This is a genomic window from Streptococcus sp. CF8_Ac1-9 (assembly GCF_024295565.1).
GTDB lineage: Bacteria > Bacillota > Bacilli > Lactobacillales > Streptococcaceae > Streptococcus > Streptococcus parasanguinis_X.
Genome location: NZ_JANCOY010000004.1, coordinates 132,273 through 156,883 on the forward strand (window position 1 = coordinate 132,273; position 24,611 = coordinate 156,883).

Sequence of the window (24,611 nt, forward strand, 5' to 3'; positions counted from 1 at the left end):
ATCTTATTTCAAGCACATTTTATTTTTAAGTTGAGGGTAGTATGGTGGATGCTTTACTACCCTTCGTTAAGAATAAAATCAATGCAAAGAGATTTCTCTTTGCATTTCTGATACTCTTATATTTAGAAAGGTCATCTTATGCCCTATCCTTTTAATTATTTCGCAAGTATCTTCAATTTCCGCTCTTCTTTTGCAAACCGCAAAAAACTGAGCTGGTTCCAAATGATTTTTACTTCTTTCTTTCTAATCTCTATCACACTATTACCTGTGGCTCTGCAAAATGCTCAACTCAAAACCTATCCTTTGACAACCTTTGTCAGCGATGTGTTTGATCCTTTATCAACAGACGTTATGAAAGATATCCAAGAACACGTCGTGATCAAAGACCAAGAGCTCACCTATACAGGTACCAACCCTGTACACAAGACTTCAAAAGGACAGGTTATCTTAGGCCAAGAGGCAAAGGCTAGTGAAGGCAAGGAGTTAACACTCCATTTTGATCGCAAACAATTGATTATCTCAAAAGAGAATAAAGAACTCGCTACAGTCTCATACCAGGCTATTAATCAAGAGAGCCTTCGGGATAAAAAAAGCTTCACTCAAGCTATCTCTAGCGATTGGTTTCGCGACAATCGACTCCCTGTCAGTCTCTTTCTCGTGATTTTCTCTGGCTTCTTATCGACAGTCAATTATTTGATTCTCATCGTAGGGGCATCTTTCTTCCTCTACTTGACACGAAAATCTCGACTCTTTTCACTACAAACTTTCAAGGAATGTTTCAATTGTATTCTGAATTGCTTGGGACTCCCTATTTTACTGAGTGTCTTCATCAGTTTACTATTCCATCAAGTATTTACTACGACGATCATGATCCAAAATGTCTTATTTGTACTCTATCTTGCTATGGTATTTTATAAGACCCACTTCCGTGATCCAGACTATCACCGCTAGGAGGTTTTCTCATGCGTGTTACCATCAAAGATGTGGCGAAACTCGCTGGCGTCGCGCCTTCAACTGTCACGCGCGTCATCCAAAACAAATCCACGATTAGTGATGAAACAAAAAAACGTGTCCGTGAGGCCATGGTCGAATTGGACTACCATCCCAATCTTAATGCTCGCAGCCTTGTCAGCCAATCTAGTCAAGTCATTGCTTTGGTCCTACCAATCGACAGTGACGTCTTCTACCAGAATCCTTTCTTCCCAACTGTTTTAAGAGGGATTACCCAGATCGCGTCAGACAATGATTATGCCATCCAAATCTGTACGGGGCAAAATGAAGAACGGCGGCTCGACAACCTCAAACAACTCATCTACGGAAATCGTGTAGATGGTTTGATTTTCCTTTATTCCAACCCGAATGATCCCCTCGTTGAATTTGCGATCAAAGACAAGTTCCCCTTCCTCATTCTCGGAAAGGCAGCTTCACCTTTTGTATCGCTAGTGGATAATGATAATATCAAGGCTGCATTTGATGCGACGGATTATTTCATTCAACAAAACTACCGAAAAATTGCTTTTATCGGGGGAAACAAAGAACTGTTCGTATCTCAAGACCGCTACGAAGGTTATAAAGAAGCCCTCCAAAAAGCAGGGATTCCTCTCGATGAAAAACTGGTTCATTTCTCATTTGGTTTTATGTTGGAAGACAATTCTTATCAAATGATGGAGAGCCTTCCCCTAGCAGAGTTAGATGCCATCATGACAACCGATATTCTCGTTGCTGAAGGGGTGCGCCAATACCTATTAGAACACCAGCTGACAATCCCGATTATTTCCTTTGATTCGATTAAGCCACGACTCGATATTGAAGCCTATATTGACATCAATGCAGTGGAACTCGGACGTGAGTCTGTTCGGACAATTCTACAAATTATCAAGGATCACAAAGAAGGAAAAACCGTTTGCTACCGTCAATTGATTGACCATACCATTACGAAACTCTAGGAGTCTTTATGTCTACATTTACTGCTTATTTAGATGACCAAGACCTCATTCGTATCCAAAAGGGAGAGGAGCATATCCTTCCTTTTTATTTGAAAACGAACCAAGGTCATCTTGCCTTAATCCCTGTCAAAACGTCAAGTGCAGCGACTGATACAGGAGACTATTTCTTAAGCCCTGTTCCGCTTGAACTGGGAGAAGAGTACACCATCTACGATGCTGCTGGAAATTCTTCTATTCTCCACTATCGTCAAATTGTTCGCAAACCCATTTTTGATCAAACCTTCACCTATAGTGGAGAGGATCTAGGAAGTTTCTACACACCACATCAGACTCAATTTAAATTCTGGGCACCGATTTCGCAAAATGTGACCCTTCATATTGAAGATCAGGTCTATCCGATGAATCGTACAGAAAACGGTGTCTGGGAACTCGTGCTCAAAGGGGATTGGGAAGGAGCTGCCTACCACTATGAGTTTCGTGTCAATGGCCTAGAACGTCGGATTCATGATCCCTATGCTCTATCCTCTTTAGCGAACTCTGGAGATAGCTTGGTCATCGACTGGAAGAAGATCACACGTCCTATCAGGCGTGCCACTCGTCAATTAGACCCAACAGAAGCAATCATCTACGAGATGAGCGTTCGGGATTTCTCTGCCCAAAAAGAGGCTGGCTTTAAACACCCTGGTAAGTTTAAAGGCCTGACAGAGTCGCCCCAACTCAATGGTGAGGTTCTTGGATTTGATTACCTTCAAAAACTGGGCATTACCCATGTACAGTTACTTCCAGTCTACGATTTCGGTAGTGTCGATGAAGAGGATCAATGGAAAGCCTACAACTGGGGCTATGATCCTGTTCAATACAATGTTCCAGAAGGAAGCTATGCGAGTGATCCTAACGATCCTTATGCACGAATCCTAGAGCTCCAAGACACCATTGACACCTATCACCGGGCTAATCTGAGTGTCATCATGGATGTAGTCTACAATCATGTCTACCAGGCAGATGAGTACGCTTTTGAACAGATCGTTCCTGGTTATTTCTACCGTTATAATGCAGAGGGCGAGCGGACCAATGGAACCTTCTGTGGAAATGACGTAGCAAGTGAACGCTCCATGGTGAGACACTATATCAAGCAATCCCTCAAACAATGGGTTTCCCTCTACGGCTTTGATGGTTTCCGCTTTGACTTGATGGGAATCCTAGACATTCAAACCATGACAGAGATTGCAGAAGAACTCCGTGAAATCTATCCTAACATCTATCTCTATGGGGAAGGGTGGAAGATGGATACAGGCCTCTCTGAAGATCAGCTCGCTCACCAATATAACGCGAAACGATTACCAGCCTTTGGCTTTTTCAGTGATAACTTCCGGGATACGATCAAGAGAACACTTGTAGCTGGTCACCGTCGTGAGAGTCAACATTCTGCGAATGATTTCGCTAACATTCTAACGGCAAATGTCGGGAAGCTAGGGCCTGCTCATTTCACCCAACCTCAACAAGCCATTCAGTACGTCGAATGCCACGACAATGCAACTGTTTTTGATTATTTCCAACTTGAAAAGGAAGAGATTCGTCTAGAAGATCGAAAAGCTCTCTCACGATTAGCTCTTCATTTAGTGTTACTAGCTCAAGGAGTGCCGTTTATCCATGCTGGTCAAGAATTTTATCGCACAAAAGGGCTCGAAGACAACACCTATAACTTACCAGATAGTCTCAACCAATTGGACTGGACATCCCTTCCAAAATGCCAAGAAGAAATTGCTTTTCTTGAAGAATTGATTGCTTATCGGAAATCACAGCCACTCCTTCGTTTGAAAAAAGGGCAAGAGATTCGCGACTACTGTGATGTCAAATGGTTGTCTGATCATCATTTGATCTACACGATTGAGAAAGATCGTGAAAAAATAACGATTCTTGTCAATATAGGTGATCAAGAACAGACCTATCAACATCCGAGTGATAGTCAGCTGTTATTTGCCTATCCTCATGCCAACCTCCAAGTGCCCATTCCTAAAGGAAAGGAACTTTCTATTCCTGCCCATAGTTGGCTTCTTCTCCACGAAACGAAATCAGCAAAATAAGGTCACCACAATGTGGTGACCTTTATTTTTATTCTTCTGTTTCCACAAAGCGTCCGATGATATGAACGTTTTCTGAAATGGTGATAAAAGCCTGAGGATCAGCTTTTTTCATAATATATTTGAATTCATTAAACTCTGCACGCGTAATAACTGTCAGCAGAACTGCTTTTTCCTGATGGTTATAGGTTCCTTCTGCATTGTGGATAATGGTCGCTCCACGGTGCAATTTTTTATGAATCTTTTCAATAATGGCATCTGGCTGGCTCGTTACGATCATTGCCTGCATCCGTTTTTGCTTGGTAAAGACAGCATCCGTTACTCGACTCGATACGAAGATGGTAATCATAGAGTAAAGAGCATACTTCCAACCAAAAGTCAGACCAGCAATCAACATAATGGTCCCATTGACCAAAAAGGAGATACTGCCGACATTCTTTCCTGTCCGTTTTCGAATCGTCAAACTAACAATATCCGTTCCTCCACTGGAAATGTTGTTCCGAAGAGCAAAACCAATCCCTGTTCCCATGACAACCCCACCAAATAGGGCATTCATGATCGGATCGTTGGTCAACGTAATCACTGGCACGAACTGAATAAAGAGGGAACTCATCGAAACCGTAATAAAGGTAAAGATGGTAAATTTATGGCCAATTTGATACCAAGCCACAATCATCAAAGGGATATTGATGGCATAAAAGGTCAAGGAAACGGGAATCGTAAAGCCAATAAAGCGTTGGCTCAGAACAGATAAAATCTGAGCTAGACCTGTTGCACCGCTGGAGTATACATGTCCTGGTTGAAAGAAGAAGTTGACGGCAATCGCTGATAGAAAACCATACAGCAAGGAAGCTGACACTTTTTCATCGTATTTCTCACGGGAGATGCTCTTCAGCACGCGCAATAATTTAATGTTATAAGCTAGTCGCCGCACATGATAGCGAAATAGCATATGAAAGCGAGTTTTTTTCATTTTCAATCCATCGATTAGAAGAAAAGGAAAATCTTAGAGCAACTGATTCCTAGACTTTCCCTTTTCTCTCTTGTCCTATTCTTGCTCTGCTACTTCTACTTGAAGATTTAACTCATCCAATTGCTTTTCAGAAACGACAGAAGGAGCTTGTGTCATTGGATCTGTCGCCTTGTTATTCTTAGGAAAGGCAATGACTTCCCGAATATTATCCTCGCCTGCAAGAAGCATCACGAAGCGGTCCAACCCAATCGCCAATCCTCCATGTGGTGGGAAACCATAATCCATTGCTTCCAACAAGAAACCAAATTGTTCATTGGCAGCTTCTTTTGTAAATCCAAGTGCCTTAAACATCCGTTCTTGTAAATCTTTATGATTAATCCGTAGGCTTCCTCCACCTAATTCATAGCCATTTAAGACGATATCATAGGCAATTGCTCGAACTTTTGAAAGATCTCCTTCCAATTCATGCTCTGTTTCAGCTTGTGGGAGTGTAAATGGATGGTGAGCAGACATATAACGGCCTTCTTCTTCAGACCATTCAAACATTGGCCAATCCACTACCCAAAGGAAGTTGTATTGATTGTTGTCAATCAAGTCAAGCTCTTTCGCAAGACGAACACGCAAAGCACCAAGCGTTGCATTGGCTACTTCAAGAGTATCTGCTACAAAGAGAACTAGATCCTTGTCTTCTAACTGTAAAGCAGCTGTCAAGTCACTTGTCAAGTCTGTCAAGAACTTCGCAACAGGACCATTCAAAGCACCCTCAGCATATTTCACCCAAGCAAGACCTTTTGCACCGTATTGCTTCGCAACTTCTGTCAATTTATCGATATCTTTACGAGAGTAATGATCCGCTGCACCTTTGACAACAATCGCCTTAACTGCTGGAGCTTCTGAGAAGACTTTGAAGTCTACACCCTTGACAAGCTCTGTCAAGTCTTGGAGCAACATTTCAAAACGTGTATCTGGTTTATCTGAACCATACAAGGCCATCGCGTCATCATAATTCATCCGTGGGAATGGGAGTGTTACTTCAATTCCCTTGGTTTCTTTCATGACACGTGCAATCAAGCCTTCTGTGATATCTTGGATTTCTTGATCACTCAAGAAAGAAGTTTCCAAGTCGACCTGTGTAAACTCAGGTTGACGGTCTCCCCGTAAATCCTCATCACGGAAACACTTCACGATTTGATAATAGCGATCAAAACCGGCATTCATCAACAATTGTTTTGTAATCTGAGGACTTTGTGGAAGGGCATAGAAATGACCCTTATTGACACGGGAAGGAACCAAGTAGTCACGCGCTCCTTCTGGAGTTGACTTAGAAAGAAACGGTGTTTCCACATCAATAAATTCTAATTCATCTAAGTAATTGCGAATCGAATGGGTTACTTTTGCACGGAGTTTGAGGTTTTCCAACATCTCAGGACGACGAAGGTCTAAGTAGCGGTAACGAAGACGGGTATCATCATTGGCTTCAATTCCGTCCTTGATTTCAAATGGTGTTGTTTTGGCAGTATTGAGAACCGTAATAGCTTCTACCTTGAGTTCTACTGCTCCTGTAGGCAAGTTTGGATTAGCTTGTTCACGAGCTTCCACAAGACCTGTCACTTCTACAACATATTCACTACGGATGCTTTCAGCTGTAGCCATCACTTCTGCACTAACTGTTTCTGGATTGATCACCAATTGCATGATCCCTTCGCGGTCGCGTAGATCGATAAAGATCAAACCACCCAAGTCACGACGACGGCTAACCCATCCTTTCAAGGTAATACGAGTTCCAATGTGTTCTTCACGAACACGTCCAGCATACATTGAACGTTTCATTTCTAATTAATCTCCAAACTAATATTCTTCCTTCTATTTTACCATAAAGACCAGCAGAAAGTGGCCTTTAGCTCAACTTTTTCAGTCACCAACTTCTTTAGTTATCGTGGCTAACTTCTTCCTTCTTTTTGGGATCATCGTAGAGAGTGGGGGCTATCACCTTCATTAAAGTCGCTGTCCCAAATCTCAAGACAGCTGCTGCTAGTCCAAAAATAGGGGATAAGTAACGGAAAAAGAAATCTCCCCTAAGTGCGTAGGTCATGCCACCCACAATAAAAAAGATAACAATCCCCTGAACAATTGCATAAAACCAAATTTTTTTCACACTATTTCTCCTTTTCACATGCTAGCTGACTTATCCACTGTTTTTCATCACTTATCCACAAAAATGTGGATAACTTTTACCTATTTTCCCCTTAAAAGAGGAAGATTCATCAGCATCAGGACTTGTTTTCATCCATTTACAAGCAAGTTTCCCATAGCCTGTGGATAACTATCTTGCTTACTTGTGACTTTCCGTCCCTTTCCTCACAAATCAAGGAGCCAGGATTTGATCCTGCCCCCTTTGATCAAGCATTATTTAAATTCGTCTGGTGTCCCTTTATATTGAGCCCAGTCTTTACTGAAGAAGCGATCATTTAGATGGTAAGTTGGTGCTTTTTCAGCCTTTGTGACAAAGGGATTGACCGCTTTATCAAAGGCTAGCCAACCATTCCATCCCATATGAATCGTATCTTCCATAAAGTAAGGCTGATCACCATCTTTAGAAAAGTCTGCAATATTGGTGAATCCTTGACTTTCCAATTGGTAACGAATCTTTTGAACAGCCTGTTCATACTTTTCTTGGCTCAAGCCTGTGTATTTCATCCATTTGGCATTAACTGGAGGAATGACAAAGATAACATTGGTCCGAGATTTAGCAAACTGGTCTAGAACCAATTGCAAGTCATTGTACTCAGGAGATTGAACATAGGATTCGTTTTTTTGGAAACCTTTTAGTTTCTTCAACTTCATTTTTAAACGAGTATTGTAAAAATGATTGCTGATTCCAAGGTCGTTGTTATTAGTCTTGACTTTTGCTTCAGCCGTTGCAATTTCTTCCAATTTCTCATATGAGAATTGATCTGGTAAATCTTGTAGACGTTTTTTGACCTTCTTATCGTAATTCCCGTTTGTACGCGTTGCAAGATTACTAAACAAAGCATCTTCGCGTTGGACAAGGTGGGAAACAAACTGGTTCAAAGACTGATCAAATCTGGAAATTTTCTTTCCTTGAGAAATGTTCGTTACAACACTTTGAAAGGCGACATTTGGATACTGTTGTAACAGACGCTTTGCAGCATACTGGGATGCAGCATCCTGTTGGTGATTGGCAATAAAGCTATTCAACTGATCGCTATTAAAGAATTGTTGAAAGGCAGAGGAATCATAGCCCTTCTTGGTGAACCATTGCGGAGAAACCACATAAACAGCTGTATTGTCCTTGAGTTCTGGCAAAATCTGTTGCATCCCAAAATACTGGTTCAAAGAAGCCGCACCACGTTCTCCTAAAAAGTAGGGTCTGTAATTGCGGTCATATTTTTCAGCCAAAACTGCTGGATGCACCACATCAAAACGCAACCACTCACTGGAGCCGAAATAAGGAACAAAGCGATGCTGTGGATCAGAAAGTGCTTCTTGTTTCTTTGTACGACTCTTGAATCCTTCTGCATTCAAACTAACCGCAGCTTTTTTCTCTTCGGTATAGTTGTGCTTATGATTGATTGGATAAAAGAATAATAAAGCTGCTACCATGAGGAGCGCGCAAAATACGGGCCCTAAAATCAGCCACAAACGCTTAAGCATTCTGAAGCTCCGTTACACCTTCTACGATCTTGTTAGCAGTATTCCAATCATCGCGTCCAAATTCAGATACAGGAACACGGATGCCAAAGCGATTTTCCAATTCCACAATCAATTCGACTGTTCCCATACTATCAAGGACACCCGCATCAAAGAGATCCTCATCCATCATGTCTGAGACATCTTCCATAAACAATTCGTCAATAATTTCAATTACTTGTGATTTTACATCCATTTTTCTATTCTCCTTTTATTTCAATTTTGGAAACCATTGTTGATCCAAGAATCCTGAGAAAATCAGGAAGGACAGCATCACTGTGTTAAAGGTGATAAAGATCCCTAAAGCTTTGGTCCAACGATTGTCCGGTATCGGATCCAATCCTTTTGCTTTTCTTTCTTTATTGATGGTCTTTTTCTTGCGAATCCAAGCATCATTGATAACCATTCCAAGCCCATGGAAGAGCCCATAAGCGATATAGTACCAGGTCACCCCGTGCCAGAAGCCCATGACCAACATATTGATAATATAGGCAACATTTGAGGTGGTAATCCGGCTCTTGAATACTTTATTGCGCATCAATACCATCACGAGACGCATAAAGACAAAATCACGGAACCAGAAAGATAAACTCATATGCCAACGATTCCAGAATTCCTTTAAGTCACGTGATTTAAAGGGACGATCAAAGTTGATGGGACTTTTAATCCCCATCAAATTGGAGGCTGCTAAAGCAAACATCGAATAGCCCGCGAAGTCAAAGAAGAGGTCAAAGCCATAAACATACATGACTCCCAGCGTTCCGATATTGAAGAATCCACCTTGAGACAAGGCATAGGTCTGCACATGACCTAACAATAAGTGGCCAAAAATATGAGCTAGGATAAATTTATAAAGGAAGCCATACATGATATACTTAACAGCTTGCTCCAACATATCCAATAATTCTTCACGCTCAGGAATGGTTTTATAATCCTCATTAAAACGTTTGAAACGATCAATCGGCCCACTTGAGAAGGTCGGCATAAAGAGCATAAAGCGTAAGAATTCCCAGAGTGTGAATTCTTTCAAGACACCATCTCGCATTTCGATGATCATTCCGACAGCTCGGAAGGTTAAATACGAAATCCCTAAAAATCCAAACAAGGATTGGTGCCCGTTCTTGATCGCTGGCTCTACCTTAACAAAGATCAGGGGCAAGACAGACAAGAAGGAATGAAGATAGAAAATCCACTTATTGTCCGCTTTCTGACGATAGATCTTGTAGGAATACACAATCAAGATTTGCCAGACTACGTAAAAGAGCAGGGCATAAATTTGCTTGAGATTCGAACCTGTCAGCATCAAAATGATAAAGATCAGACTCACCAGTCCTTCATATACCGGAAACCGCTTTTTGAAAAAGAGGCCCACAAAGATCGGCAAAAAAGCTAGAATGAGGTAGATAAAATAGATCGGTGTTCCATAGTGTTCTAAATGAGGGAGCTGTTTCAAAAACTCGATCATCGGTTGTTAACCTCGCTAATCAACCCTTTGATGTCGATTTTCCCGTTTGGTGTTAATGGCAGGCTGTCACGATAGAGGAATTTTGAAGGCATCATATAAGACATCATGATGTTTTCTAAATCTTCCTTAATGGCTTTCGTGATATCAATTTCGCGCTCAAATTGTTCTTTGACACCCTCTTTTAAGATGACATAGGCCAAGAGATTTTGGACCTTGTGATCTTTATTATAACGCGGTACTGCGACTGCTGAGTCAATATACTTCGATTTGTTCAAGTTTTGAGAGACATCCTCTAGCTCGATACGATAACCGTTAAACTTGATTTGGAAGTCCATCCGACCACCATAGAGAAGAAGACCTTCATCCGTCATGGTTCCGACATCTCCCGTATGGTAGGCTGGAAGACCTTCAAATTCGAAGAAAGCTTCTGCTGTTTTCTCTGGATTATTCATATAACCTTTTGAAACGGCTGGGCCAGATACGATGATCTCCCCTTGCTCACCATTTGGCAATTTGTCTCCTGCCTCATCAATGATGAAGGTTGGAGAATCTTCTTTGGTGTAACCAATTGGCAGACGTTTCAAAGTAGCTAACATCTCATCTGTTACGGCTACAGCCGAAAGAGCTACAGTTGCTTCTGTTGGGCCGTAGGCATTGATGATGCGTGCATTTGGGAAACGCTCGCGCAATTTCTGAGCAGTCTTGACTGTCAACTCTTCCCCATCAAAGTAGAAATGGGTGATCCCTGGCATTTTTTCAGCATTGAAATCTTCAGACAACATGGCCATATCTGCAAAAGATGGTGTTGAAGTCCAGATAGCAATCGGAAGAGAAAAGATGGTCGCAAAGAGTTGTTTGAAGTCTTGAGTAATGGCTGATGGAAGAGCAAAAAGCGTTCCTCCAAGAGCCAAGGTCGGTGCCCAGTACATGACAGACAAGTCAAAGGAATAGGGCGGTTGCGCCAACATTTGCGGACGCTCTGGCGTTGCAAATTCCTTGTCCGTAATCATCCAGTTGGTAAAGCTGAGCAAGTTATCGTGCGAAATTTGCACCCCTTTTGGTTTCCCAGTTGTCCCTGAGGTAAAGATGATGTAGTAGTTATCATCCCCTTTGACCGGATGTTTCAAGTCATAGGCATGCTGAGCCGCATAAGCTTCACGCACTTGCTCCAAGGACATGATTGGAGCAGCTGGGTTTTCCAATGGAAATTCATTGATGGCAATAATCAAGCTTGGCTCTGCTACTTCAACAATGGCAGACACGCGCTCCAAGGCAGAGTGGCTATCAATTGGGATATAGGCATGGCCAGATTTTGTCAAGGCCACAAAGGTTGCTAACATTTCATATTCTTGTCCACCAAAGACAACAACAGGTGACTTTTCAGGAAGTCCCATTTGATCAATGTGGGCAGCCAAGCTATCTGAATCAGCCTTCAATTGGCCATAGGTATGCTCCTCACCAAGGACATTGTAGACCGGATAGTCTGGTTGTAGTTGCGCATAACGTTCAATTGTCTCGATCATATCGTGAATAGGTTGGTTTGACACGGGTAGGAGTCTCCTTTTCTAAAATTCGTTGTAGATAAAGCCACCCTGACCTTGACCAAGGTAACTAAAGAAATAAAGTAGGGCTAGGAAAATGGCAAAATACAAGACCGTCTGCCCGATAAATTTATAAAGTGTTTTATGTTTCATAAGCTTCACTCTTCATTTTGATTATTACTCTCTATTTTACCATTTTTTATACCAAGTAAGCAATTTTAAACATAGTGAGAATGTCGTAGAAAACGTTATCATTTCAGATCATTCAAGCCGTTTAACGATAGCATTTTTCTTTAATCAGTTTTCTGGTTGAAATCCTATTCTATTTCACAGTCCCCTGATGAATCAACTCCAGACACTTGTCCAGATCCACATCTCTCTCGAAATGGCTAGGTGTCCAAGGAATCTCTATATCGGGTAGAACACCCTGATCCGTCATTCCTTTCCCTTGATCCACGCTTAAACAGCGAGAAGTGGGAAACATTAAACAAAAATTATCATAATCAACCGTACAACAATTAGAGTAGTCTAGAATTCCGAGAGTTGGTCGACCCACCACCGTTACCTTCTTAAACTGCTTCATCATCTGAACAAAGTTATCCCCAGATGAAGCACAATAAATATCTGATAAAATAAAGATCTGTTCAGGATAGTGGCCTCCTCTAACCTCTGGGAAGAATTCCTCGCTTTCTTCCTTATATGTTACATAGCCTTTTCCCCGATGGCGGAGCAAATCCTCTTTCATATCTTCAAGCAGCTTAACTGTTTCAGGGCTAATTTCTTCCTGTTGCATCCAGTCCTCAAAGTCTTTCAAGCGCAGGTCAACATTGCGCTCTGTGTAGAGAATTTCCATGCCATCATCATCCCAGTCAAGCGAATCATAGCCCTGATCCTTCTCTAAGGCTAGATGTAATAGAGGGAAATATAAAGAATCCGTCCCTCCACTGTTGCGTCGGACATCAATGATAAGAAACTTGACTTCCGTCATCGTCGGTAAACACTCTTGGTATAAACGACCCAAAGATCCTTCATCCATAAAGTTATCCAGACGAAGATAAAGAATCTCATCGTCTAATCGTTTCCAAAAAATCTGATCCTGGATCGGTTCTCGACTGGGTACTACTTTAATGGTCTTTTCTATCCCTTCTCGAAGCAGGGTGACACTCGTTGACTGAGAGACCAAATCTGCCCATTCTCTATAATGTCTTTCTGGGGTCTTGCTGATAAAATAAGCTTTATGAAGAGAAGCTATCTGATCCAAGTCACTTCCATCCAGAGCTAGGATCTGATCTCCTACTTGAAGACCCGTATCTTCATTAGCTTCCTCAACATACAGTTTCTGTCCATTTATTCTCAAAAGGAACCCTTTTTGACTGGCCTTTTTATCTCGAAAGGAAACATGCCCGATCACCCCAAAACTAGCTAGGTAAGCCTTAACTTGATAGAGAAAGGCATCATCTGTCATATCATCTGTAATGTTTTCTCGAAAAGGCTCTGGATCGCATCCTTTTCGATCCTTGCTGGTAGATGAATCATGGATCATAATAGAGACGACATCTTCAAAAATAGCAGTCTTTTTCATAAAGGATTCCTTCCATTTTTTAGAAACAGTATACCACTTTTTCTTAAAAAGTTCTTAAAACCCTAAAAAACTATCCTAAAGTAGGATAGCCGTTATAGATTCTTTCTTTTCTTCGCTTTCTTTGTCAGAGCGACATCACAATTTTCAATCTTGCTAATCAATAGATTGGCAAGGCCAAAATCATCAATGTTTGATTTCATATTTACCTCATAGTTCAAGGTCAGTTGTTCTCCAGCTTGGGCCGTTGTGACAGAAATAAAGTCAATTTCTGAACAACTTTGGTCCAACAACTGGCTGATTTGTTCTGCAACAGAATCTTGTTTTGAGACAGTTATGGTCAAATGACGGCGCCGTTGATGGTCTGCCTTACTCTGTTTGTTCTCCAATACCAGCCACACTCCTAGTAAAGAAAGGGTTGATAAAATGGCCAATAAAAGATAGCCAGATCCAGCTGCCAGTCCTATAATCATAGCTAAGAAAATGGCAATCAACTCTCGAGAACCACTCGTAGCCGAACGAAAACGGATCAAACTAAAGGTCCCTGCCACTGCAATCGAGGTTCCCAAACTTCCATTGACCAAAAAGATCACTAAGGTCATCATACAAGGAAGCAAGGTCAAACTAATGACAAACTCTCGAGTGTAAAGTGTTCGGTATTTATAGGTCCAAGATAGGGCCAGCCCTAGAAAGAGGCTGACCAAAAGGGCCAGCAGCAAGCGCAAGGGATCCACCGTTGCTGTGGCATTATTAAAAATAGAATCAAATAGATTAGACATAGGCAGCACCTACCGTTTCTTGAATTGGTCTTGGGGCATAATCCAAGCCTTGTGATTTATGATAAGCACAGCTATATTTTGAAAATTTCTGTTTCACCAAACCATACTTCTCTAAAATATCCTTTAGCCATTGAGGTTCTTGGCCAGGAGCTTTAATTTCCATGATCACGAAGTCATCCTCTAGTAGAGGTTCTCCTTTCTTCCCATCAAAAAGGCTAACAGCCTGGTCTCGAAAGACTAGGTTTTGATCGATTGTCACGCGAATCTTCTGATAAGGATAACCCTGAATGGATTTCTTTTCTTTGAGAGACAAACGATCATAGTAAATGAACATCCGTGGTTCCAATCGATGACCATAACGTTTGCGCAATCTCTGAATCTCTTGCACTAAGTCTGGATCTTGTATCTGATGATCTACTTTCCCATCTGTGATCAAGTTGATAATGGCTTGCGAAGTGGCGACTAGACGGAATTTATGGCCAATTCCTTCTTCATCTTTTGACTTCACCTCTAGAAATACTGGACTGTCTGCTTGAGGTTTTTCTATATATGTCCGCATCCGAATTTTTTCACGGCAGTGTTGTTTGGCAAGAGCATCTTGAATGACATCAAAATTTTCCGTATCAAAATAAATGTTTGAAATGGTTGAAGTTGGGTAATCATCTTCTACGACGTATTCTTTTAAGTCTTTGATCAAGTCCTTCACGTCATCTTTTGCGACAATATATTTTGTTTCGATTCGTTTGAAACTTGTCTCAATTGTTTTTTTCATGTTTCTTCTCCTTTAAGGGGGATCTATTATTTCTAACCTTCAGTAAGTATGAATACGACTTACGTGCTTTCTAGTTTAATGGGACTTTCTTAACTGGTCATTAAGCCAAACTTAAAGAAAACTAAAGTTAAGGTTCCTTTCAGAAAAACTTTAGGAAACTTTCAGCTAGCAACTTTAGACTAGGAGCATATCAATTGAACGAGAGGAAAAGCTCATGAAATCAAACAAATGGAAATTTTTATTAACGGGGGCCGCAACCCTCACCTTACTGACAGCTTGCACCCAGGCGTCATCACAATCAGCTACAAAGAGCAATATTGCTCAAACAACCGCTACTTCTACTTCAAAAAATAAAACAAACAATTCCAACTATTTTACAGATAAGGACAAGGACAGCTCTTATGATGAAAGCAAAGCATCTACTGTAAAACTATCTGGTTCGTCTGCAAATGTATCAGGTGACGGCGTAGCCGTTTCTGGATCAACTGTGACCATCTCAAAGGCCGGAACCTATGTCATCTCTGGTGAATCCGATGGGGTTCAAATCAAGGTCGAAGCAGGTGACTCAGATGATGTTCATATCGTCTTGAAAGGCGTTACCATGACCAACACCAACGCGCCAATTTCTGCTACGAAAGCAGGTCATGTCTACCTGACTCTAGCAGATGGCACGACCAATACCTTGTCTGATTCAAGTTCAAACAATGATGAAGATGCCGATGCGGTGATCTTCTCTAAAGGCGACCTCACCATCAATGGTTCAGGTACGCTCAACATTGACGCCAAGAAGAACAACGGTATCAAAGCCAATGACACTCTCCATATCACAGGTGGAACCTATAAGATAACGGCTGTAGGAGATGCCTTCAACGTCAATGACGAACTCAATATCACTGGTACGACCATGACCATCGATGCAGATGAAGATGCCGTCAAGGTGGATAATGATGAAGATACTTCGGTCGGAACCATGTACCTTTCAGATAACAAAATGACCATCACTGCAGGAGACGACGGAATCCATGCTTCTGGTGATCTGATCATCGATAGCGGAACCTATGAGGTAACAGAGTCTGTCGAAGGTCTCGAAGGAAAATCGATCACCATCAACGGTGGAGATATCACCATCTATGCAACCGATGACGGTGTCAATGCAGCCAATGCTAATGCCAACCAAGATGAAATTTTCTTCACTATGAATGGTGGAACCCTCAACGTTGAAGTTGGCCAAGGCGATACCGATCCAATTGATTCGAATGGAAATATCACCGTTACCGGAGGAACCATTAAATTAACGGGACAATCTGGATTCGACTTTGATGGTACTGCTACCTACACTGGCGGAGACATCTATATCAACGGTGAAAAACAAACGGAAATTGTCAACTCCATGCCTGGAGGCGGTGGGGCTCCAGGTGGTGGCGGACCTCAAGGCGGTGGACCTGGAGGGGGGCATCCATAATAACAAATAAAGGCAGGATTTCTTCCTGACCTTTTTTTGTTACCCTTTTTATGATAGAATAGAAAATCAATCAGCTTATCGAAAGGAACATGATGAAAAAACAGACACTACCTCTTTTCTTCACACTCTTGCTGTCTCTTCTTTTTCTCTCAGCCTGTGTGCCGGATCTTAAGATCAACTTTAAAAAAGAGCCCACTACTACCAGCTCAAAAAAGAAAACCTTTAAAAAAAGTAGCTCGAGTCGTTCAACTAATCGTTCAAATAGCTTAAGCAACTCCTCTAGCTCTCCTTCAACCACTACACAGCCCTCTTCGGACATCGTCACAACCGAAGGACTCCCTAAAAATGCTCAAGAAGCCCCCAAAGATAAAATTTATGCAACAGGGAACTTAAAAGTAGCCTACTCTAGAAATGACGATACTATTTTTGCACAGACGCCGGATTATGAAGGATATACCACTGCCCTTGTCCAAAAAATCCTTGGAAATCCAGAGAAACAAATAACAGACCCTGCTTATATTGCCGAATCTTTTGAAAATACCGAATTAGAAAATATTAAAGGGCTCTACCACGAGGGGAAAATCACAGAGGAACAAGCTCATGCCTTTTTGATGGGAGCTGTTGATCTCAAACAAGCGTCTAAATTCGGAGTAAACTACACCATTTACACCTATAAAAACAATACTATCCAGCTAGTCTTTGAAAACGACCGACTCCTCTATATCACTCCAAATCCTGATGTCGTCTTCTTTAAATAATAAGAGAGTGGGACAGAAATCGGTAATTCGTTAGAATTCGATTTCGTCGTCCCACCTCCGCACAGTTGAGTAGGGCTGTAAAAGCTGATGAAATCAGCGTAGTAGAACCCACTCAACCACTGCGTCTTGCTCGACAATCCAAAAATAATTGAGAGGCTAGGACTTTTGTCCCAGCCTCTTGTTTCACATGAAACAAAAAAACTCCCAACACATTCTGTTGGGAGTTCCTGAAGATTAGTCCTCTTCATATTTTTTTGGATTATAGAACCACATTCCGAGTCCTGCAAAAAGGACAATAGTCATCAGAAGGAAGGCCACTTGATTTCCAATTTCTCCTGTCATCGAAATCGTTTGACGAAGACCAGAAACGGTATAACTCATTGGCAAGAATGGATGAATGGCTTGGAAAAATCCATTTGTCAAAGCAAGAGGATAAGTTCCTGCACTAGAAGCCAATTGCAAGAGCAAGAGGATCAAGGAAAGGAAAGCACCGATCTTTCTTTGCCATGTTGTCAAAGCAGTCACGATAGACATGAAGGCCACACTACCAATCACACAAAGGAAGAGAGTAGCCATCTCATGATTAGCTGATAAACCAATCAAGTGAACGGCACCATAGACCAAGATTCCTGCAATCACCGCAATCGTTCCGTTGACCTCAAAGCGAGATTTAAACCATGCCCAGCGACTTTCAGGATGACGACCGGATGGCAATTTTGCAAAGATCATATTGGTTGACAAGGCACAAACAAAGAGTGCTACAGAGATCATATAAGGAGCCATTCCGACACCATTCACCGGGACATTGTCACGGTCTGTTTTAGACAAAGTGACAGGATCTGCTAAGGTTTTAGCGTTTTCTTTTTCAGTTGTAGCCACATTCAATTGTCCCTTAGCATCGTTTAATCCTTGACTCAAGGTTTGGCTTCCTGTTGCTAATTCACCTAAACCATTTGTCAATGTTTGGCCACCTGCTGCTAATTTGCTGGACCCATCTGAGATTTGATTTGCACCGTCGGCTAGTTTATCAGCTCCGGTCACCAGTTGACCTGATTTTTCTGTCAACTGATTGACACCAGTGACAAGTTTATTGACACCACCTGCCAACTCTGGAATCTTGCTGTTCAATTGTCCTACACCGTCAGCTAATTTTCCAGCACCAGCAACCAATTCACCCGACTTACCTGTTAATTGGGTCGCTCCTGAAGCCAGTTGATTCATACCTGATGTCAAGGCAGGCATCTTCCCATTTAACTCACCTAGACCAGAAGCCAATTGATTGCTTCCTGCAAGTAATTCTGATGATTTACTATCTAGTTGACCAACACCTGCTGCTAACTGACTAGCCCCATTTGTTAAAGTACTGCTATTCGTCTGAAGTTGGGTTGCTCCATTAGCGATTTTATCGACACCAGCTGTATAAGCGCTGATCCCTTGACTGATGGTTTGACTAGCTGGCAACAATTGTCCACTAACTGCGGATTGGATCTTAGACAAGCCACTTGACAAGTCTGTCAAGGTAGAAGAAGCTGTCGGTAAAACTTGATTGGCTGCTGTTTGCAGTTGTGTCAAGCTATTTCCTGTATTCAAACTACCTTGGATCGTTTGAATCGTAGTCAAGATTCCTTGAGCCGCCGTTTCACTCGAGCTTGGGCTCGATGAGATTGCCGCATTGATTTCCGCTTGTTGGTCAGCTGTCATTGCTTGATAGGCTGCTGTCCCTTGCACACTTGCAAGGGCATTTGCACGATCCGCTTGGGCTGAAGCAAGGATTGATTGAGCTGAATTCGCAATACTCGTCAATCCAGACGAAAGTTGACTGGTATCTACTGAAGCATTTTGAATCGCTGCATTTAATTGGTTTAAACCAGCTGCCAATTGATCAATCTGAGCAGATTGACTTGTAGAAGCTTGTAGCTGGCTTGATAATGTTTGAATACCTGATTCTAATTGTGAAACCCCATTTCGAAGGGTAGCAGATTGACTACTTAATTGACCCGCTCCTTCTGATAAAGTAGCGACTCCATTTGTATAGGTTGCTAAACCATTTGAAAAGTTAGATAGGCCTGAATTCAATTGACGCACGCCATTGGTATAATTCCCAAGACCATCATTGAGGGTCCCCATACCACTGGTTAATTGACCAACTCCTGAAGCCAACTGAGGGGTTTGACTCGCCATTTGATTGAGACCATTTCCTAATCGATCCACTCCGGTAGCGTAAGCCATCAAGCCTGTATTAAAAGTACCAAACCCATTATTTAATTGATTGACGCCAGATACCAAGTTTGGAAGTTGACCAGCCATTTGATTGAGACCATTTCCTAATTGACCAACACCATCTGTATAAGCCACTAGACCTGTACGAAGAGTAGTTGCACCATCTGAAAATGCTAAGCTTGAACGAGCCAATGTATTCAAATTAGTAGATAGTGTTTGACCACCATCTTCCAATTTACTTGCACCATCTGCTAATTTAGCACTTCCATCTGCCGCTGTCCCCATACCAGTTTTAAGCGATCCCATTTTAGAAAATAAAGCTGTTGTATAAGTATTGGTCACTTTTTCAGCCACTGACTGCTTCATTTTTGTCATCGCAGTGTCGCTCATTTTCCCTGCGATAAAACTATGACCACTGGATGTTTGGTAATCAATGGTCATCTGTTCCGGATGATTGGTTAAGATGGAGCTAGCTTTTTTTGAAAGATCCTCAGGCAGGGTTACAATCATATAATAATCGCCATTTTTGAGACCATCTTTCGCAGCTTTCTCATCTACAAAATGAAAATCAAGTGAGTCATTGTCCTTCAAATTGGACACCATGTCTTTTCCGATTTCCATTTTTTGTCCATTATATGTAGCAGATTGATCCTTATTGACAACCGCTACAGGAAGATCCGAAACCTTTCCATATGGATCCCACATGGAAGATAGAAAAATAATATTATAAAGAGCTGGAATCAAAGCAACTCCAATCATGACAATGATAAATGTTGGCTTTTTAAGAATAGCCTTCCATTCTTTCATCATATTTTTTGTCTCCTTTTTATACACATTGTCTAAATTTCTGATATAATAGATTATACAGTTTCTAAAAATTTTCACAAGTAGGAAATCTTTGTTTTTAGACACTGTGTATAATTTTGTGCAAAAAGGATTAACAGATGACTGAGAGCAATAAACGATTAAAAACAAAACGAAATATCGAGGAGGCGATGGTTCGACTACTCGAAAAGGAATCATTCGACCAAATCACAACGGTTGAGTTAGCACAAGAATCCGGTATTAGTCGCTCTAGCTTTTATACCCACTATCGAGACAAGTACGACATGATCGAGCGCTACCAACAAGCACTCTTTCACAAGCTTGAATACATCTTTGATAAACACCAAGACGACAAGCGCCAAGCGATTACAGAGGTGTTCGAATTTCTAACCAAGGAGCCACTCTTTGCGGTTCTTCTGACAGAGAATGGAACCAAGGAAATCCAAACCTTCTTACGACATAAATTACAGATTCTTCTGGTTGATAGTTTGCAAGAGCGATATAGTCATAAATCATTAACAGATATTGAAAGAGTCTACAGTTCTGTCTATCTGACCAATGCCTTCTTCGGAGTCTGTCAAATGTGGGTTTCTCGCGGAAAAAAAGAAAGCCCTCAACAAATGGCTGAATTTTTAATGAAAATGTTACGGTAATAGTGCCTCCTGATCTAGATAGATCAGGAGTTTTTTTATTAGCAGGTTTAGGTTTTAAGAAAACAAAAAACTACCTCATGTAATAAAACAGCTTTAGAAAACTTATAACTGAACAAATAACTGAACAAACCCAGAAATCAACCCTTTAAGACAAAACAAAAAGCCCACTGTAGTAGGCTTTCTGCAAAGTATATCTTAAAATTAAAGCATTTTGTTATCATCACTCAAACATGTATAGTAATAATAAGGCAACCTAACTACCAAAAACATTGTGTTTCAACAATCACTAACAAAGTGAGACATGCTGGGGTAACTTAAAGGGTAGTAAAAAGGGAACTAAATCTAATGAGTTCAACAGGCAAGAATTAAGCTCCAAAATTTTGGGGCTTTTTTAAAATCTTTGACTTTTTTTGACCTATACCCCCACCCCCTTAAAAATTAACCCTTATATTTAGAAAATCGACCCCTCCCACCGGTTCCCAGAGACCGATTTTTTTCGATTTTTTTCGACCGGGGGGTCTGTGAATTTTTCAAAATTTTAAATTTTCATCCCCACCATTCGTCCGAACGAAAATTTTTATTTTGCAGTTTGGATGATTTGCGAAATTGGAAGCGATGATGTCGCTTGTTATGACACTCCTTGCACAGAGTACGAAGATTGTCTATATCTAAAGCAAACTCTGGATAATATTCCAGCTCTTTGATGTGATCGACTTCGAGGTTATCTGTAGTCACCTTCCCCTCATCTCGACACCAGACGCATTCAAAATGATCTCGACTCATTGCTTCGAGTCTTAATTGTCTCCATGATTTCGAAAGATAAAACTCTCTGCGACTTTCTCTTGTCGAAACATCTACTTTCAATTCTCAAATCCTCTGTAACATTTCATACTTTCAATTATCTATTTCTGAAATTCATTATATTATTTCTGAAAACTATATTGTTTTTCTCTCTTGAATTAGACATATCTTACATTCTGTCTAATTCGTTTATTCACCAAACCCCAAGCGTATCAAGAAACTACAAGATTTTAAAAAATGAATTGGCATTTTCCTCATTATGTCTAATTGGAAGAATTGAAAGATAAAAAGATAGGCCGAAGCCTATCCTCTACCTATTTTATCTTCTCAACTCATCAGCTTTACTTTGATAATCATTGAGACCTTGAGCCACTAATACAGTTTTTCCATTCTCCAGTATTACATCTCCAGCTTGGTATCCTTCGTTTAGGTATGGCTCCGAATAACTACCCTTTATCTCTTTTTGAATTTGTTCAAATCTTTTCTCCCGAATAGTTTTTAATGTTTCATGTCTTGCTTCGAGAGTTAACAACATGACTATTTTTTCAGCGTCATTTGCAACTCTTAACATCTGTTTAGTGGTGGGTTTCTTGTTTGGTGTTAACCCGATTGTCATTAGCTTCTGACCATATGATAGATTGTTTTTCTTATCCTTTACTCCAAGTGTCATTAGCTTCTGACCGTATGACTGATTTTTGTTATTCTTAATACTTTTCAGTTCATCAATATTCGCATCAATTTTATCTAAATTCTTTTTAATTACATTTTCCATAAACAAGTGTCGCCCTTGTTCTGGGACATGTTCGAGAATACTAGCAACCATTTCACGGGAAATTTTTTTCATGAACATTTGTTTATCTACAAAGCCATACTCTAGCGCACGATCACAAGAAAACCATGTTTCTTCTTCCATTAAATTTCTAATAGTTTCCATTGGTAAACCTGTCTTGTTTTGATAGGCCAAAGCGATACTATTGTTTACTACTTCTAGAGCTTCAATTTGTTTTTTATGCTCTTTAGTATTACCATACGTCCAAGCCATTGCGTTATGTATCATAAACAAACCTGTCGGGCTCATTTCTACAGTATCCCCAGCCATTGCAATCACACTGGCAATACTAGCACAAACCCCCACTATTTTTACAATTACTTGTCCTTTATGATCTTTCAATCGACTGTATATTTCGCTTCCTGTGAATACATCACCACCCCCAGAATTGATGATCACTTCTATAGGTTCAGAAGAAGGCGGTAATTCAATATCTTGTAAGGCCGTGTATTCCTTCCCCTCTTTCTTATATGCTTCAATACTATTATTGGGGATAATTGCCCCTTTGATCTCAATCTTATTCATTTGTAAAAGCTCCTAACATCTTTTTGAAAAAGCCTTCTTGCTTCCCTTGTGCTTTTAGTTCTTTTAAAGCTTGTTGCATTTTCATACCTTCGATATATGCAAGTTCTTCCGCTTCTTTACGTTTTTCATGGACACTTGCAAGCCATTCAACTTTTGAACTAAATCCGTTTTCTTTCCAGTAGTTTTCTACTTTAAAGTTTGTTAAATGTCTATTAAGTGTCTGTAAGCCTAATTCTTCAAACTCTTCCTCTGCATGACGTGTAAACGAAACTTCTTCACCAATTCTAATGAAATAGTTAAAATCACGATCTTTTAAAGGTGGGTAAGGTGTATATAATTCATCTACAAAATAATTTGTAAATTCTTTTTCTGTACACTCTGGGCAATTTGCGTATAAGTTAATTTTTGAAGGAAGAACTTTATTATCTCCAAATTCCCCAAGTGTTTCAGTAACTTCTTGAATTTTATTTAAAATTGGAGCAAATACTTTTTCTTGTTTATTGGCAAGTTTTACATTTACTTTTACCAGATCATTTAGATTTAAAGCAATTTCTTTTTTTAACTCACTTGCTTTATGGTCTTTCTCTTTACTAGTGAGATAATTATCAGAAAGAATTTTATTCATTTTATCAATGGACTTTGTTCGAAGTTCCCAATATTTTTTAATTGAATTACGAATTTCTTCAACAAGTTTAATAATATCTTTGCCCTCTGATAATGTACTTGCAATTTCTGGAATAAGTCCTAGTGTTAGGTAGTGATAATTATCACTATACCCTGTACCAAACCAGGTAGTTTCTTTATTAAATAAATTATAGTTTTGAACTAATTCAAAATAAATCTTTTTTGCTTCTTTAATTTCCATTTTTTCCTCTTTTCTTTAGATTGATATAAAAAAGAGACATGACAAAAAACGAATTATAAAAACCGTTTTATGTCATGCCTCTTGTTCTCAAGTCAGCAATTAAATTTTTGTTTGTTCTTTAGTCTCTATGAGTGTAACAACACCATTAGAGACCTTTAAATTCAGCTCCCCAAATTCGGGGATCTTTACACTTTTAATTATACCACGGTTCATAAAATAGATCCAACCGTCATTTAGTTTATCCATCATAACCCCTCCCATTCTTCATCGAAATCTAAATTTAGCCCTGTACGATATTCATCATAAAAGTTACAGATTCGATTTAGAATACTGCTTAAATCATTTACAGATACATATTTTAACGACAATCTAGTTAGACTACTGTCCTTCTCTACACATAGGAAGTCTACCTTTGCATTTACCCTAAAATGAGTACCCAGTAAATATCCTATAAGTGCCTCCGAGGCTATATGAGCCGTTTCTTCTGTTTTAAAATCATATGTAAAATTAAATTCCTTTACATTGTATTTTAGTTTTATTTTCATTTTCCACCTCCTTTTTTATCATTTTGGTTGTAAAAATTTTCCAACTGGTTGGAATTTATAAACTAGTTTTCCAACCGCCTTAAGCCTGTTATATCAACGTTTTTTAGATCTGGTTGGAAAAGTTGGATTTTTTTCACCGAAAGTTAAAATAATTTAATACAGTGTATTCAACAATAAATAATATACTTTTTCTTATTAAATATTGTTATTTTCCAACCAATCATCAAAAAAACCTTATATACCAAGCGTTTCCGTGGTTGGATTTTTTAAATAACTTTCCA

Annotated in this window: 23 protein-coding genes; 6 read left to right on the forward strand and 17 right to left on the reverse strand. The window is 40.2% G+C overall.

Going from position 1 to position 24,611, the window contains the following annotated elements; genetic code table 11:
• The first annotated feature begins 138 nt into the window (after positions 1–138).
• Genes NML76_RS07755 through pulA form a run of 3 tightly spaced genes read left to right on the forward strand, consistent with a single transcriptional unit; the run spans position 139 to position 4,030 of the window.
• Positions 139–951, forward strand: a complete 813-nt coding sequence (locus tag NML76_RS07755; RefSeq protein ID WP_021154118.1) for a DUF1189 family protein — start codon at positions 139–141, stop codon at positions 949–951.
• Positions 952–962: 11 nt separating this feature from the next.
• Positions 963–1,946, forward strand: a complete 984-nt coding sequence (locus NML76_RS07760; RefSeq protein ID WP_013904333.1) for a LacI family DNA-binding transcriptional regulator — start codon at positions 963–965, stop codon at positions 1,944–1,946.
• Between the two features lie 8 nt (positions 1,947–1,954).
• Positions 1,955–4,030, forward strand: a complete 2,076-nt coding sequence (pulA, locus tag NML76_RS07765; RefSeq protein ID WP_254733247.1) for a type I pullulanase — start codon at positions 1,955–1,957, stop codon at positions 4,028–4,030.
• A 28-nt stretch (positions 4,031–4,058) separates the two neighbouring features.
• On the opposite strand, the gene NML76_RS07770 is transcribed toward pulA, so the two are convergent.
• From NML76_RS07770 to NML76_RS07820, 11 genes are all read right to left on the reverse strand, one after another.
• A complete protein-coding gene (locus tag NML76_RS07770) occupies positions 4,059–5,000 on the reverse strand; it encodes a YitT family protein (protein WP_070505993.1) in 942 nt (313 codons plus the stop codon).
• 75 nt (positions 5,001–5,075) lie between these two features.
• Positions 5,076–6,830, reverse strand: a complete 1,755-nt coding sequence (gene aspS / locus NML76_RS07775) for an aspartate--tRNA ligase (protein WP_049482684.1) — start codon at positions 6,828–6,830, stop codon at positions 5,076–5,078.
• Between the two features lie 97 nt (positions 6,831–6,927).
• A complete protein-coding gene (locus NML76_RS07780) occupies positions 6,928–7,155 on the reverse strand; it encodes a hypothetical protein (RefSeq protein WP_070664970.1) in 228 nt (75 codons plus the stop codon).
• A gap of 251 nt (positions 7,156–7,406) precedes the next feature.
• Positions 7,407–8,675, reverse strand: coding sequence for a D-alanyl-lipoteichoic acid biosynthesis protein DltD (gene dltD, locus NML76_RS07785; RefSeq protein ID WP_037606871.1), 1,269 nt, complete (start codon positions 8,673–8,675; stop codon positions 7,407–7,409).
• The gene (dltC, locus tag NML76_RS07790) at positions 8,668–8,907 is read right to left on the reverse strand and encodes a D-alanine--poly(phosphoribitol) ligase subunit DltC (RefSeq protein ID WP_003002265.1); all 240 of its coding nucleotides are present in this window, start codon (positions 8,905–8,907) and stop codon (positions 8,668–8,670) included. Before dltC ends, dltD begins: the two co-directional genes overlap by 8 nt.
• A gap of 15 nt (positions 8,908–8,922) precedes the next feature.
• Positions 8,923–10,176 (reverse strand): D-alanyl-lipoteichoic acid biosynthesis protein DltB, encoded by a 1,254-nt coding sequence (gene dltB / locus NML76_RS07795; RefSeq protein ID WP_254733249.1) that lies wholly within the window; start codon positions 10,174–10,176, stop codon positions 8,923–8,925.
• Positions 10,173–11,723, reverse strand: a complete 1,551-nt coding sequence (gene dltA, locus NML76_RS07800) for a D-alanine--poly(phosphoribitol) ligase subunit DltA (RefSeq protein WP_254733250.1) — start codon at positions 11,721–11,723, stop codon at positions 10,173–10,175. The genes dltB and dltA overlap by 4 nt, the downstream gene beginning before the upstream one ends.
• 18 nt (positions 11,724–11,741) lie before the next feature.
• A complete protein-coding gene (locus NML76_RS07805) occupies positions 11,742–11,870 on the reverse strand; it encodes a teichoic acid D-Ala incorporation-associated protein DltX (protein ID WP_003002102.1) in 129 nt (42 codons plus the stop codon).
• A gap of 169 nt (positions 11,871–12,039) precedes the next feature.
• Positions 12,040–13,299, reverse strand: a complete 1,260-nt coding sequence (locus NML76_RS07810) for a S41 family peptidase (RefSeq protein ID WP_247923690.1) — start codon at positions 13,297–13,299, stop codon at positions 12,040–12,042.
• A gap of 92 nt (positions 13,300–13,391) precedes the next feature.
• Positions 13,392–14,075, reverse strand: coding sequence for a DUF4956 domain-containing protein (locus tag NML76_RS07815; RefSeq protein WP_254733252.1), 684 nt, complete (start codon positions 14,073–14,075; stop codon positions 13,392–13,394).
• The gene (locus tag NML76_RS07820) at positions 14,068–14,847 is read right to left on the reverse strand and encodes a polyphosphate polymerase domain-containing protein (RefSeq protein WP_254733253.1); all 780 of its coding nucleotides are present in this window, start codon (positions 14,845–14,847) and stop codon (positions 14,068–14,070) included. The genes NML76_RS07815 and NML76_RS07820 overlap by 8 nt, the downstream gene beginning before the upstream one ends.
• A 214-nt stretch (positions 14,848–15,061) precedes the next feature.
• On the opposite strand from NML76_RS07820, the gene NML76_RS07825 reads away from it, so the two are divergent.
• Complete coding sequence (locus NML76_RS07825; RefSeq protein WP_254733254.1) at positions 15,062–16,309, forward strand: carbohydrate-binding domain-containing protein; 1,248 nt, start codon at positions 15,062–15,064, stop codon at positions 16,307–16,309.
• 89 nt (positions 16,310–16,398) lie between these two features.
• Entirely contained in the window at positions 16,399–17,067 is a 669-nt protein-coding gene (locus NML76_RS07830; RefSeq protein WP_254734562.1) for a DUF4947 domain-containing protein, read from the forward strand.
• A 234-nt stretch (positions 17,068–17,301) separates the two neighbouring features.
• On the opposite strand, the gene NML76_RS07835 is transcribed toward NML76_RS07830, so the two are convergent.
• A complete protein-coding gene (locus NML76_RS07835; protein WP_254733257.1) occupies positions 17,302–20,097 on the reverse strand; it encodes a YhgE/Pip domain-containing protein in 2,796 nt (931 codons plus the stop codon).
• 134 nt (positions 20,098–20,231) lie between these two features.
• Between NML76_RS07835 and NML76_RS07840 the strand changes: the two genes are divergently transcribed.
• Positions 20,232–20,765 carry a TetR/AcrR family transcriptional regulator gene (locus NML76_RS07840; RefSeq protein WP_003001962.1) on the forward strand — a complete coding sequence of 178 codons (534 nt, stop codon included), beginning with the start codon at positions 20,232–20,234 and terminating at the stop codon, positions 20,763–20,765.
• A gap of 546 nt (positions 20,766–21,311) precedes the next feature.
• On the opposite strand, the gene NML76_RS07845 is transcribed toward NML76_RS07840, so the two are convergent.
• The 5 genes from NML76_RS07845 to NML76_RS07865 form a co-directional block, all read right to left on the reverse strand.
• On the reverse strand, positions 21,312–21,629 hold the full coding sequence (locus tag NML76_RS07845; protein ID WP_061604992.1) for an HNH endonuclease: 318 nt from the start codon (positions 21,627–21,629) through the stop codon (positions 21,312–21,314).
• 256 nt (positions 21,630–21,885) lie between these two features.
• A complete protein-coding gene (locus NML76_RS07850) occupies positions 21,886–22,920 on the reverse strand; it encodes a head maturation protease, ClpP-related (RefSeq protein WP_227038289.1) in 1,035 nt (344 codons plus the stop codon).
• Entirely contained in the window at positions 22,913–23,785 is an 873-nt protein-coding gene (locus NML76_RS07855; RefSeq protein WP_227038290.1) for a hypothetical protein, read from the reverse strand. Before NML76_RS07855 ends, NML76_RS07850 begins: the two co-directional genes overlap by 8 nt.
• A 99-nt stretch (positions 23,786–23,884) precedes the next feature.
• A complete protein-coding gene (locus tag NML76_RS07860) occupies positions 23,885–24,034 on the reverse strand; it encodes a hypothetical protein (RefSeq protein ID WP_227038291.1) in 150 nt (49 codons plus the stop codon).
• Positions 24,031–24,330: a hypothetical protein gene (locus NML76_RS07865; protein WP_227038292.1), complete on the reverse strand. Its 300-nt coding sequence runs from the start codon at positions 24,328–24,330 to the stop codon at positions 24,031–24,033. Before NML76_RS07865 ends, NML76_RS07860 begins: the two co-directional genes overlap by 4 nt.
• Positions 24,331–24,611 lie beyond the last annotated feature (281 nt).

Bases quoted from the DNA above. Each gene is read 5' to 3' on its own strand.
- NML76_RS07755 (WP_021154118.1), top strand. From the start codon at position 139: ATGCCCTATCCTTTTAATTATTTCGCAAGTATCTTCAATTTCCGCTCT.
- NML76_RS07760 (WP_013904333.1), top strand. From the start codon at position 963: ATGCGTGTTACCATCAAAGATGTGGCGAAACTCGCTGGCGTCGCGCCT.
- pulA (WP_254733247.1), top strand. From the start codon at position 1,955: ATGTCTACATTTACTGCTTATTTAGATGACCAAGACCTCATTCGTATC.
- NML76_RS07770 (WP_070505993.1), bottom strand. From the start codon at position 5,000: ATGAAAAAAACTCGCTTTCATATGCTATTTCGCTATCATGTGCGGCGA.
- aspS (WP_049482684.1), bottom strand. From the start codon at position 6,830: ATGAAACGTTCAATGTATGCTGGACGTGTTCGTGAAGAACACATTGGA.
- dltD (WP_037606871.1), bottom strand. From the start codon at position 8,675: ATGCTTAAGCGTTTGTGGCTGATTTTAGGGCCCGTATTTTGCGCGCTC.
- dltC (WP_003002265.1), bottom strand. From the start codon at position 8,907: ATGGATGTAAAATCACAAGTAATTGAAATTATTGACGAATTGTTTATG.
- dltB (WP_254733249.1), bottom strand. From the start codon at position 10,176: ATGATCGAGTTTTTGAAACAGCTCCCTCATTTAGAACACTATGGAACA.
- NML76_RS07805 (WP_003002102.1), bottom strand. From the start codon at position 11,870: ATGAAACATAAAACACTTTATAAATTTATCGGGCAGACGGTCTTGTAT.
- NML76_RS07810 (WP_247923690.1), bottom strand. From the start codon at position 13,299: ATGAAAAAGACTGCTATTTTTGAAGATGTCGTCTCTATTATGATCCAT.
- NML76_RS07815 (WP_254733252.1), bottom strand. From the start codon at position 14,075: ATGTCTAATCTATTTGATTCTATTTTTAATAATGCCACAGCAACGGTG.
- NML76_RS07820 (WP_254733253.1), bottom strand. From the start codon at position 14,847: ATGAAAAAAACAATTGAGACAAGTTTCAAACGAATCGAAACAAAATAT.
- NML76_RS07825 (WP_254733254.1), top strand. From the start codon at position 15,062: ATGAAATCAAACAAATGGAAATTTTTATTAACGGGGGCCGCAACCCTC.
- NML76_RS07830 (WP_254734562.1), top strand. From the start codon at position 16,399: ATGATGAAAAAACAGACACTACCTCTTTTCTTCACACTCTTGCTGTCT.
- NML76_RS07835 (WP_254733257.1), bottom strand. From the start codon at position 20,097: ATGATGAAAGAATGGAAGGCTATTCTTAAAAAGCCAACATTTATCATT.
- NML76_RS07840 (WP_003001962.1), top strand. From the start codon at position 20,232: ATGACTGAGAGCAATAAACGATTAAAAACAAAACGAAATATCGAGGAG.
- NML76_RS07850 (WP_227038289.1), bottom strand. From the start codon at position 22,920: ATGAATAAGATTGAGATCAAAGGGGCAATTATCCCCAATAATAGTATT.
- NML76_RS07855 (WP_227038290.1), bottom strand. From the start codon at position 23,785: ATGGAAATTAAAGAAGCAAAAAAGATTTATTTTGAATTAGTTCAAAAC.
- NML76_RS07860 (WP_227038291.1), bottom strand. From the start codon at position 24,034: ATGATGGATAAACTAAATGACGGTTGGATCTATTTTATGAACCGTGGT.
- NML76_RS07865 (WP_227038292.1), bottom strand. From the start codon at position 24,330: ATGAAAATAAAACTAAAATACAATGTAAAGGAATTTAATTTTACATAT.